This is a genomic window from Micromonospora sp. NPDC057141, from assembly GCF_042670805.1.
Taxonomy (GTDB): Bacteria; Actinomycetota; Actinomycetes; order Mycobacteriales; family Micromonosporaceae; genus Micromonospora.
This window is the reverse complement of sequence record NZ_JBHUVA010000126.1, coordinates 1-10,832: the sequence shown is the minus strand read 5'-3', so window position 1 is coordinate 10,832 and position 10,832 is coordinate 1. Positions and strand designations below refer to the sequence as shown.

General features: G+C 68.8%; 9 protein-coding genes and 1 pseudogene. 6 read left to right on the top strand and 4 right to left on the bottom strand.

Annotated features, from left to right (window positions below):
- Positions 1–127: 127 nt before the first annotated feature.
- A complete protein-coding gene (locus ACFT41_RS31150; RefSeq protein WP_377589802.1) occupies positions 128–334 on the bottom strand; it encodes a hypothetical protein in 207 nt (68 codons plus the stop codon).
- A gap of 726 nt (positions 335–1,060) precedes the next feature.
- On the opposite strand from ACFT41_RS31150, the gene ACFT41_RS31145 reads away from it, so the two are divergent.
- Entirely contained in the window at positions 1,061–1,621 is a 561-nt protein-coding gene (locus tag ACFT41_RS31145; protein ID WP_377589803.1) for a hypothetical protein, read from the top strand.
- 68 nt (positions 1,622–1,689) lie between these two features.
- Here ACFT41_RS31145 and ACFT41_RS31140 read toward each other — a convergent pair whose 3' ends face one another.
- The 3 genes from ACFT41_RS31140 to ACFT41_RS31130 form a co-directional block, all read right to left on the bottom strand.
- A complete protein-coding gene (locus ACFT41_RS31140) occupies positions 1,690–2,964 on the bottom strand; it encodes a rod shape-determining protein MreC (protein WP_377589804.1) in 1,275 nt (424 codons plus the stop codon).
- Positions 2,957–3,478: a SigE family RNA polymerase sigma factor gene (locus ACFT41_RS31135; RefSeq protein WP_377589805.1), complete on the bottom strand. Its 522-nt coding sequence runs from the start codon at positions 3,476–3,478 to the stop codon at positions 2,957–2,959. Before ACFT41_RS31135 ends, ACFT41_RS31140 begins: the two co-directional genes overlap by 8 nt.
- A gap of 96 nt (positions 3,479–3,574) precedes the next feature.
- Entirely contained in the window at positions 3,575–3,958 is a 384-nt protein-coding gene (locus ACFT41_RS31130) for an NUDIX domain-containing protein (protein WP_377589806.1), read from the bottom strand.
- A 583-nt stretch (positions 3,959–4,541) separates the two neighbouring features.
- Between ACFT41_RS31130 and ACFT41_RS31125 the strand changes: the two genes are divergently transcribed.
- From ACFT41_RS31125 to ACFT41_RS31105, 5 genes and pseudogenes are all read left to right on the top strand, one after another.
- Entirely contained in the window at positions 4,542–5,363 is an 822-nt protein-coding gene (locus ACFT41_RS31125; RefSeq protein WP_377589807.1) for a hypothetical protein, read from the top strand.
- A 284-nt stretch (positions 5,364–5,647) separates the two neighbouring features.
- Positions 5,648–6,100, top strand: coding sequence for a pilin (locus tag ACFT41_RS31120; protein WP_377589808.1), 453 nt, complete (start codon positions 5,648–5,650; stop codon positions 6,098–6,100).
- Positions 6,101–6,468: 368 nt separating this feature from the next.
- The gene (locus tag ACFT41_RS31115) at positions 6,469–8,136 is read left to right on the top strand and encodes a hypothetical protein (protein WP_377589809.1); all 1,668 of its coding nucleotides are present in this window, start codon (positions 6,469–6,471) and stop codon (positions 8,134–8,136) included.
- Positions 8,133–9,038, top strand: a complete 906-nt coding sequence (locus ACFT41_RS31110) for a PrgI family protein (protein ID WP_377589810.1) — start codon at positions 8,133–8,135, stop codon at positions 9,036–9,038. Before ACFT41_RS31115 ends, ACFT41_RS31110 begins: the two co-directional genes overlap by 4 nt.
- A 15-nt stretch (positions 9,039–9,053) precedes the next feature.
- Positions 9,054–10,739 (top strand): annotated as a pseudogene (locus ACFT41_RS31105) (VirB4 family type IV secretion system protein); the annotation flags it as partial.
- Between the last annotated feature and the right edge of the window lie 93 nt (positions 10,740–10,832).

The following is a 10,832-nucleotide window of genomic DNA, read 5'->3' as shown; positions in this document are numbered from 1 at the left end:
ACGCATGGTCAACCGCCAAGTCCTGACCGAAGACCAGCCCGGAGTGTTCACCCTTATCCCGAAACGGACCTAAACCTCCGAACCGCCCTCTCAGGGTCGCTTCCGTGCGGGTTTCGTCGGGATGCCACTACGCAGCCCTCGTGTAGGAGTGCGTCCACACGAACACCGGGTAGTTGGTCTTATCTGCGGGCGCCGGAACACCGGGCGGTCGGGGGCCGAGCCAGCCAGGCCAGCGGACGTCCCACGGCTGCCGGTACGCGAGCGGCGTGTACGGGCGCTTCTCGGTCCGCTCGGCGATCTGCTCTAGCTGGTCAGGAGTGGTGGTTCCGGTCATGGGTTGCCTCCGTCGCGGTCGTACTGGTCGTAGGCGGCCTGCGCCTGGTCAAGGCTTCCGGTGGTGACGACGCCGTGCTTCACAGCCTGACCCTGCCCCACAGCTCCGGACCCGTCGAAGGCCACGTCAACCGCATCAAGATGCTCAGACGGCAGATGTACGGCCGCGCCAAACTCGACCTACTCCGCAAACGAGTCCTCCTCGCCACCTGACAAGCCACGCAGAAGCAACTCTCGATCAACAAGGGAGGGCCAGATCCCGATCTCCCACCCGCCGACGACACCTTGATGTCCTCGGGCTTGATCACCCTGGCACCCCTGACCTTTCGAGCGCGTCCACGATCTGCTCCACGAGGCGGTCCTCCTCGGCCCACCGGCTATCGCGCTCTTCGCCTTCCAATAGCCGACGGTCAGTGGTCCCGGGCGGGTCGACGTCAACGAACCCGTGCGGCTGACTGTCGAGCCGTTCGCGCAGGCCCTCCTTGCGTTGGCACGTTTGCCGGAGCCGCCCCCGAGCCACCAGCTCACGCAGGGACTCCTGGCAATACCACATGTCCGCTGGGCATGTTGACCGGATGTTGGTGACAAGTCGCACAAAGATAGACCATGGTCGTTCTTGTCGTGATGGCTTGATTGATGACACGGTTGAACTGTCACGCAAACCGCATGGGAGGATCACAGAGTGTCACACTCGCCGATGAAGCGGTTCCTTGGAACCGTCGCTGCCGTGACCACAGGATTGCTGCTGTTGGCCGCTCCGGCTCAAGCGGCACCTAAAACCGAAGCGGCCGGCAGCGACCCTGCGAAACCGACGGTTAGTGCCGCCGAGATCGAGGCGAACAATGCCGCCGTGTGGGCGTCGCTGCCGCCGAACGTCACCATGACAGTTACCGGGAAGATGCCCAAGCTTCAGGGCCAGATCGACCACTACACTCAGAATGGCCCTACGGTCACGACGGGATTGACTCCTTTCGCGGTTTCCACAATTCCCTTCTCCTTCACATTTGATGGAGTGTGGAGCCTGGACGGCCGAGACTTCAAATCCACGCAGACGACTTTCTGTAAGGACATTGAAGCCACGTGGGATTACCCCCAGGGGTCGCATCATCAGTTCAAGGTTAGCCTTTCGGCGGGCGGGACCATCACCGTTCCCACCGACGGCGTAACGCGTACCTGGTGCTGGTCGAGCGTTCCGACGAACACAACTATGCACTTCTACTACTTTTCTACGGGTAACTCCGGCGGTGACATCGCAAAGGCTTCTGGCAGCGGCTCGGTCCACTACTGAACTGTAGACCTGTTGAGGATGCGCGGAGGCCACTCGCCTCCGCGCATCCTTGCGTCGATGGGCCGCCGTCAGGGGGTGGATGGCGTCATGATCGACAATCTAGTCAGGTTGGCAAGGTCGGCTGTTGGCGTAAGCTCCACCGTGGTCGCGCCTGCCGCCTTCTCCGCAGACGCTCGCCCGATCGTGACGGCGCCAACCTGATTGCTCCGCTGGGACGGATCCGGCATCAAGACACGGTTGGTCTGGTAAACCTTACCATCTGCGGGGACGCCTTCCATGACTAACTTTCCGCCGGTGCCACGTACGGAACCCGGAACATTACTGATGTTCGTGTACACCTGGCCAGCAAATCCGGTGCTGGTAACGAGGTCGACAGTGGCTTCGCCGCGGGCGGCATCGACTGCCGTTAGGCGTCCTACCAAACCTTCGGCGACAACGGCTAGTTGGCCTCGCCGGACTCCCTGATCCTTCGGAAACGCCACGATAATCTGTTGGCCGTTCCTGCCGACTACCTCGGCGGGTACGGCCCGCGCGTCGCCGTCCACACCGTCCTCACCAGGCACCTCAAATACCTTCGTGAGGCTGGCGAACGGTCGCTTCGGCTTGATGAACCCCGCGATCGTTGTCGTCTGCGCGGTCGCAGCGATCGGGAATCGTTTTACCACCAGGCGACTGGTGGGTTCGTCCGGTTCTTGTACCATTTCATCATCGACTGCGGTACTCGACACCCGCAACGCTGTCACGCCCGGCATGGCGAGGGCAATGGCATAGGTGCCCGCAGAGTCACTACTAGCCACGCCGGTGGCTCCGGACAACCGAGGACTGACCAGACTTATCACCTGAGTCTCCACCGGATCGGGCGCCGGCCGATCAACCCGCATCCGCAAGGCGTCCGCCGCGCCGGAATCACCGGTGAAGAACGCCAACCTCGCGTCACCCTGCTTGTCGTATCCCTGCAAGACAACCACCGTTGAGCGCAGGCGTGGATGGCTCGTCGCGACAAGGGCCCGGACATCAGTGTGCGGGCCGGCCGAGTTGGTACGGTCCCAGACACTGGTGGCCTCACGTACCAGGCCAGCGTCCACGTCTCCCACCGGGGACCAGCCCAGAAACGGGCCATCCGGCGGCGGTGCAGCGAGTTGCGGTGTGGACCCGAATCCGGCAACCCGAAACATCGTGACGAGCACAGCCAGGCATACTGCGACTGCGGCTCCGGTGGCGATACGCTGCCGCCCGCGACGCCGGTCTGCCCGGCGCATGATCTTGCCTTCATAGCCCTCGGCCGGTATCACCGACTCGGCCAGATCCGCCAGGCCGTCACGCAACTCGGTCGTGCTATGCATAGCGCACCCCTTGATCAGCAACAGCGTCGGCCTCAACCCACTGCTTGCGCAGAGTCTGCAGACCCCTTGATGAGAGACTCTTGACCGTGCCAACCGAACAACCCAGTACGTGCGCCGTGTCCTGCTCGGACAGGTCCTCGTAGAAGCGCAGCACGACGGCGGCACGCTGTCGTGCTGGCAGACCTTCCAAAGCCCGGCGGAGCAAGTCCCGCTGTTCCACCCCCACGTACTCGTCGCGTGCCGGACTCTCCACCAGCCGACCCAAGGGCTGTTCCCACCAGGATCGGCGCCGCCTCCAGGTCACGAACGTGTTGACTAGGATGCGCCGAACGTAGTGATCGACGCCTTCTGAGCGTTGCAGCCGAGGCCACGCCACAACCGTCTTGGCCAACGTCGTCTGGACCAGATCCTCGGCTTTCCCTCGGTCTCCGCACAGCAGGAAGGCGGTCCGGAGTAGCGGTCTGTAACGCGCCCGCACAAAGGCTGTCACCTCCTGATCCTCGCGATCATGCATCAGCCACCTGCACCCTCAGTTTCAATCTCACGGCCACTACTTACGTCCTCAACCCCAGCAAACGTTGCCGTGACTCCGGAACTTTTTGACGGTCGATTATCTCGACCTGCAGGTCCGTGAGGGTGACGACCAGCCCGGTTTCCTCGGGGTCAACTCCCGGGCTGTTGCGTCGGCTGCGGTCTCGCCCGGCTCGATGTGGCCGCCGAGCAGCGCCCACCCACCGGCGTCGCGGCGCTCGATCATGAGGATCCACCGGCTGCCGGTGGTGTCGGTGGCGGTCACCGCGGCGTCGGCGCACTGCACCTCGTCCCTGTGTCCGAGCCGGTTGCGGCCGTAGCAGACGTGGGTGCGCTCGCCCGGGTTGACCGGCCGGCCGTTGACGACCCTCTCTCGCTGGAAGTGGGTTCGTCTGCGGGCCGCCACGTCGTTCTGCGGACCCGGTGCGAGAGCAAGAGCGGCGACCGGACGGGAGTGGAGCATCCCGGCCGACGTTCCGGATCTTGTTGCTGGGCCTACGGCGAGGAGAACATTGTCCAACCCAGTGGAGGGAGTTGGCGGCTGAGGCCCGTAGGCAGTGGGTTGCAAGCGAGGAACAATGGCACGGGCTGGCTGTCGACATCACGCGAGCCGTGGATTGCCGACGTGATCGGTGACCGGTTGAACAAGATCGTCATCTGCTTGAACACGAGGCGGCTACCCGCCTCGCGACCTTGAACACGATCGCGATGGCGCGTCAGCGCGCCCGGCGAGTGCCGTCCGTGGCCATCCCGCTTCGCCTCGTGGGCGGCGCGTGTTCAAGGGTGCCGGTCCGACGCGGCTGCGGCCGGCATGCAGAGCCTTGAACAGCCTGACCACGGGTTGCACACCCCGGCTCCGGGTGCCCGCCGACTTACGTCGAGACGCATTGACGGAGACCGGAGACGGCCGTGTTGAACACCTGTCGCGACACCTTGAACAAGATCAGCAGTGTTCATGATCTGTTCAAAGGCCCTGGTGGCGTGGTGGCACAGCGCCGACCGGCACTCCCGCCGGACGGCAACGGCCATCACGAGGGAGCACCACCATGGACCGTCGTACCCCTGCTACCGAGCCAGCCGTCTCCCGGCGCGGCGAGACGTTGCTCAACGACATCGAGTACCGGTTCCGGCTGATGGGGCAGGGACCGGGCCCGCTGTCGGTGGACGGCCGAAGCCTCGGTCACGGCCTGCCCCGCCGGGTCATCGCCCTTCCCGAGCTGTCGGCGATCCTCATGCACCCGTCCTGCGGCTACGCCGCCCGGGACGCGGCGTGGCGGCTGCTCGTGCAGCAGGCCCGTACCGGTGACCCGGCGTGGCGTGCCGGTGCGGTCGGCGTCGCGTTGCCGGGCCTGCGGTTCAAGGCGTACCTGCTGGCCAAGATGTTCACCGGCGACGTGCAGGCTGGCATCGTCGAGCACTTCCTCCGCGCTCTCGGCACGGTCGACGTAGCCAGGCCGGGCGTGGTCGGCAACCTGCTGTCCGCCGCGTTCTCCAAGGCCCGCGCCGAGCTGCGCGACCTGGAGCCGGCGTCGTCCGGGGCTCCGAACCACGTCCCGGGGGCGTTGGTGCCTCCGGCCCCGTACGGCCACCCGGATCTCGTCCTGGCCCGCGCGGTCACCGCCGAGGTCATCACCGTCCAAGAGGCCGAGCTGATCGGTGCGACCTACCTGGAAGAGGTCAGCCTTACCGCCTACGCCGAACGCACCGGCCAGCCTCGCTGGAACCTCTACAAGCGGCGCACGGCTGCCGTCGCCCGGTTGACGGCCGCGATCGAGTCCGGCGCACTGTCCGATCCGTACGCCGACGTGATCAACGAGGCCACGGCGACGGCGCTCCTCGACGCGCCCACCGCCCGCAAGCGTCCGTAAGCAGGCTGCCTGAGCTGTGGCTTTCCAATCCGGGGTTCGGATCTGTAATCCCCTAGTGCGGGACTCTTCCGCGCAGGTGACCTTGTTCCGACCGGACCGCTGACGGCGCTGACACCCCGTACGGTCCCTGGCCCATCCGCCGCTTCTGGTGAGGGGGACGGCCGCGCCGGTCGGCACCCAGGTCACTCACGAGCGCTCCGCCCGGTCCCGCCTTCGCTACCCACTCGCGCCCCCACGCCCCGCTGCGGGCTGCGTTGGCGTGCGCACCGGAGGTGCCCAGTCCCATGAATCCTCACCCGTTCCCGCGCCCCGAGGCGGCGGACTGCTGCCTCGGGGCGGGCAGGCGCGGGCGGCCTTCCGTCCGCCGTCCGCGTCGACGCTGTCCTCGGACTGTCCGCGCCGCGCTGCTGCTGCTCCTCCTCACCGCCGCCGTCGTGGTGACGGCAGCGCTCGTTGCCGTGCCGGCCGTGGCGTGGGCGGCCGAGCCCGCTGCGGTGGTGCTGGCCGTTGAGTCGATCCAGCAGGTCGCCAACAACATTCGGGCCTGGCTCGTCGGCATCCTCGTCGCTGTCGCCACTCTGTTCTTCACCGTCGGCGGTCTGCGCTACTTGGCCGCCAACGGTGACCCCGGTGAGGTCGAGAAGGCCAAGCTCGCGCTGCGGTCTGCCGTGATCGGCTACGCCCTTGCGCTGCTCGCCCCGCTGTTCGTGACCATCGTCCATAGCTGGGTGGCCTGATGACCGCCCTCGCGATCCGACCCTGCCGCCTGTTCCGACCGGTGGCGTTGTTGCTGCTCGGCGTGGTGATCCTCGCCGGCCTTGCCCTGACCTGGGCCGGGCCGGCGCACGCTCAGCCGAGCCCAGCACCTGGCCCACCCGCTACCGCACCCGGCACACCGCCAACACCCGGCGTGCCTGACCCGGGCGTCCGCCCGCCAGGGGCGGAACCGTCGCCCTCCGCGCCGGCACCTACCCCCGGCCCGGCCCCGACTCCCGGCCAGCCTTCTGTTGGCGATGATCCGGCCTGGTATGACATCTCCGGCCAGATCCGCAAGGCCGTCGTGGACCTGGTCGTGTGGGCCGCCGAGCAAGCTCTTCAGCCGATAATGGAAGCCCTCGGTGCGTCGTGGCTGTCCACCCCCGACCTCACCGTCAACGAGCACGTCAAGGCGATCTGGATGACCAGCCTGATCGTCGCCAACGGCATTATCGTGCTGTTCATCGTGGCCGGAGGGTTCCTGGTCACCGCCCGGGAAACGCTGCAAACGCAGTACGGCCTCAAGCAGGTGCTGCCCCGCATCGCCGTGGGCGTGGTCTTGGCCAATTGCAGCTTGCTCGTCGGGCAGAAGGCCATCGAGCTGACCAACGCGCTGACCGTGGCCATCGCCGGGGACACGATCGACGGCCCGGTTGCCGCGACCGCGATCCGGCAGGTCGTGGACGACGCTCTGCGTGGCGGCGGGTTCCTGATGGCGTTGCTGTCCATCGCCGTGATCGTGATGTGCCTCGTCGTGGAGTTCACGTTCGTACTGCGTCTGGCGGCGCTGGTCATCTTGTTCGGTGTCGCTCCGGCGGCGTTGATCTGCCACGCCAGCCCGCTGACTGAGGGCGTGGCTCATCTGTGGTGGCGGTGCACGCTGGCGTGTCTCGGCCTGCAACTCGGTCAGGCCATCGTCGTCATGGCCGCCGTCAGGGTGTTCCTGACTCCCGCCGGGCCGACCGTGATGGGCGTGCCCGCGACCGGGCACGGGCTCCTTGGCGTCGTGGTCTGCCTGACGATGCTGTGGCTGCTGATCAAGCTGCCGGGCTGGATGCGACAGTTCGTCCTCGGCCCGCTCGGACAGCGCAACGGCCGGGGACTGCTCGGGCAACTCGTCCACGCCTTCATCATGATCAAAACGCTCGGTGCGGCGGCTGGCATCCTGGGCGGCGCGAGCCCGTCCCGGACCAGCGGACGGACGTCCCCTCGTCCGCCCGGCCCCCGTCCGTCACCGGGTGGACCTCGTCCGCCCCGTCCACCGCGCCCGCCCCGTCCGGGGCCGGCTCCCGGCCCGCCGCCTCCGCCGGGACCGGTGGCCTTCAGCCACGCCCCGGCCGTCCACACGCCGCTGCCCGCGCCGTCCGGGACGAATGCCGCCCCCACCTTCAGCCACCCGGCGGCCCCGTCCACCCCGACGCCAGCGCCGTCCGGCGGTGTCCCGGCCGCGCAGTTCTCCCACCCGGCCCCGCCCCATCCGAGTCCGCCGTCCCCGACCACCCCACCGGCCCGAGTCGCCTTCAGCGCCGCCACGACCACGACACCGACACCAGCGCCCGGAGGCGCGGTGCCAGCGGTGAGGTTCTCGGCCGCACCAGTGCCGCAGAGCGCGCCGCGCCGGCCACCTGCCCCGGTCACGCCGGTGTTCTCCGCAGCCCAGGCCACACCATCGGCGGCCGGCGGGCCGCGACGAACCTCGACCCCCGGGACACGGCCTACGGCGGCGCGACGGGCCACCCCGAGCGGGCAATCCGTCGCTAACCCGGGCACCCCGTCCGCCGCTCGGCGGGCAGCCACGCCCAACGCGCCCCGGTCCCGTCCACCGTCCCCGTCCGTCCCGCCGTCCCCGGACGGTCAGCGGTCGGCAACCCCGCCCCGCCCGTCCCCGTCGGGCGGTGTGACGTCGCCAGGTTCGTGCGCCGTCCGTACCGGCCCGTCCCCTGCGTCCCCACCGCCGTCCCGGCCGTCTGGTCCGGTGCGGGGCTCGTCATCGACACCGAGAGGTGATCAGCAGTGAGCCGCCGCAGCGACGAGGCTCCGATGCGGGCTCGGGTGCCCGCAGACATCGAACGGGCGGACAGGATCGCTTTCGGCATGTCGGGACGACAGTTGGTGATCCTGGCCGTCACGGGCCTGCTGTTGTACGCGGCGTGGACGGCGGTGGCCACAGTGGTGCATCCGCTGGTGTTCCTCGCGGGTGCGATGCCGCCCGCCGCTGGGGCGTTCCTGCTCGCGGTCGGCCGCCGGGACGGCATCAGCCTCGACGCCTGGGTCCTCGCGGCGCTACGGCACCGCCGCAGCCCACGCCGGCTCGTCCCGGCCGACGGACCGGTCATCCCGGCCCCGGCGTGGGTGCAGTCCACCGCCGGGCCGGGTGACCGGCTACCGCTGCCCGCACCGCTGCGGCTGCCCGCGAAGGGCATCACCGGCGACGGGCTGATCGACCTCGGATCGGATGGCACCACCGGCTTGGTCGCCGCCTCGACGGTGGCCTTCGGCCTGCGGACACCGGGGGAGCAGAACGGCCTGGTGGCCGGGTTCGCGCGCTGGCTACACAGCCTCGACGGCCCGGCGCAGATCGTGGTGCGGGCGCAACGGGTCGACCTGACCTACCTTGCCGACCGGTTCCTCGCCGCCGCCCCCGGGCTAGCGCACCCTGCGCTGGAAGAGGCAGCCCACGCGCACGTGGCGTTCCTTGATGACCTGGCCGCGCGACGCGAGCTGCTGCACCGGCAGGTCACCGTCGCCGTGCGCAGTCGACGCGGCGCGCACCACACCGCGCACCACGCGGCCGAGGCGGTGCGTGCCCTCGCTGGCTGCGAGGTTCCCGCCCGGGTCCTGGACGGGCCGGAGGCCACGGTGCGGCTCTCGGCCAACCTCGACCCCACCGCCCCGACCCGCACGCCCCACCCTGTCTGACGGAGGTGAACAGCGGTGAGACTTCTGTCCGTACTGCTACCGACCCGGCAGCCTCCCGCGCCTGAGTCGGCGACGATCCTGCCCGGTTCCCCGGACGCCGTCGAGGTCGACGGCCGACACGTGCGGGTCGGGGACGGCTACAGCGCCACCCTGGCCGTCGTCGGCTACCCGGCTGAGGTCGGCCCGGGGTGGGCGGAGCCGATCCTGTCCTACCCGGGCCTGGTCGACGCCGCCTTCCACATCGAGCCGGTCCCGCCGGCGGTGGCCTCCGAGCGGCTGCGTAAGCAGCGCGGCCGGTTCGAGTCCTCCCGGCGGCAGGACGCGGCCCAGGGCCGTCTTGACGATCCCGACCTTGACGCCGCCGCGGCCGATGCCGCCGAGCTGGCCATGCGGGTCGCCCGAGGCGAGGCCCGGCTGTTCCGCCTCGGCCTCTACCTGACCGTCCACGGCACCAACCCCGCCGAGCTGGCCGATCGGGTGGCCGAGGTGCGGTCCCTGGCCTCCTCACTGCTGCTCAACACCGCGCCCGTGACATGGCGGCAGTTGCAGGGCTGGATCAGCGGCCTACCCCTGGCGTTCGACGCGTTGGGGATGAAGCGGGTCTTCGACACTGACGCCCTCGCCGCGAGCTTTCCGTTCACCAGCCCCGACCTGCCCGACACCGCAGCAGACAGCGGCATGGGTGTGCTGTTCGGGTTGAACCTGCACTCGGCCGGGGTGGTCGTGTGGGACCGGTGGGCGCAGTCCAACTACAACGCCGTCATCCTCGCCCGCTCCGGGGAAGGGAAGTCGTATCTGGCCAAGCTCGACCTGCTGCGCAACCTGTGCCTCGGGGTGGAGGCGTTCGTCATCGACCCCGAGGACGAGTACCTGCGGCTGGCCGACGCGGTCGGCGGCACGGTCATCCGGCTCGGCGCGGCTGGTGTGAAGATCAACCCTCTCGACCTGCCACCCGGCGACGATGCCCTGAACGATCGGGCGCGGTTCATGCAGACCTTGGTCGCGGTGATGGCCAGCGGCGATACCGCTGTCAGTGCGCCGCTGCCCGGCGATGAGGCCCGCTCCCTCGACGTGGCGGTGCTGGCCGCGTATCGGGCCAAGGGCATCACCACCGACCCGCGTACCTGGCGACGACCCGCGCCGCTCCTCGGTGATGTGACGGCGGCCCTGGAGGACACCGACGACGCCGGGCGTCGAGTCGCCGCCCGCCTGCATCCCTACGTCGCCGGCAGCATGAGGGGCCTGTTCGACGGCCCCACCACCTCGCTCGCGCAGGGGCACCTGGTGGTGTTCGCCATCAAGGATCTCCCCGAACAGCTTCATCCGGTCGGGACGCTGCTCACCCTGGACACGATCTGGCGCACCGTACGCGGAGCCACAGCCTGCGGCGCACGGCCCGATGCGCTGCGGATGGTGCTGGTCGACGAGGCGTGGAAGCTGCTGTCCGGTGGGCGCGGCGGCATGTTCCTGGAAACCCTGGCCAAGTCCGCCCGCAAGTACGGCACGGGCCTGACCGTTGTCACCCAGGACGCCGCGGACGTGCTCGCCACCAAGACCGGCCGCGCCGTCGTCTCCAACGCCGCAACCCAAGTGCTACTCAGGCAGGCGCCGCAGGCGATCGACGCCGTGGCCGAGGCGTTCGGACTCACCGACGGCGAACGGGCGTTCCTGCTGTCCTGCCAACGCGGAGACGCGCTTCTCAGAGGGCGGTTTGGAGATTCTTGAGTTGGTCTATGCGTTGAGCCCGGTTGGTGGTCTTCCGGCGGGTTTGTTGTGGGTCTCTACCAGTCGATG

Bases quoted from the DNA above. Each gene is read 5' to 3' on its own strand.
- ACFT41_RS31150 (WP_377589802.1), bottom strand. From the start codon at position 334: ATGACCGGAACCACCACTCCTGACCAGCTAGAGCAGATCGCCGAGCGG.
- ACFT41_RS31140 (WP_377589804.1), bottom strand. From the start codon at position 2,964: ATGCATAGCACGACCGAGTTGCGTGACGGCCTGGCGGATCTGGCCGAG.
- ACFT41_RS31135 (WP_377589805.1), bottom strand. From the start codon at position 3,478: ATGCATGATCGCGAGGATCAGGAGGTGACAGCCTTTGTGCGGGCGCGT.
- ACFT41_RS31130 (WP_377589806.1), bottom strand. From the start codon at position 3,958: ATGCTCCACTCCCGTCCGGTCGCCGCTCTTGCTCTCGCACCGGGTCCG.
- ACFT41_RS31125 (WP_377589807.1), top strand. From the start codon at position 4,542: ATGGACCGTCGTACCCCTGCTACCGAGCCAGCCGTCTCCCGGCGCGGC.
- ACFT41_RS31120 (WP_377589808.1), top strand. From the start codon at position 5,648: ATGAATCCTCACCCGTTCCCGCGCCCCGAGGCGGCGGACTGCTGCCTC.
- ACFT41_RS31115 (WP_377589809.1), top strand. From the start codon at position 6,469: ATGGAAGCCCTCGGTGCGTCGTGGCTGTCCACCCCCGACCTCACCGTC.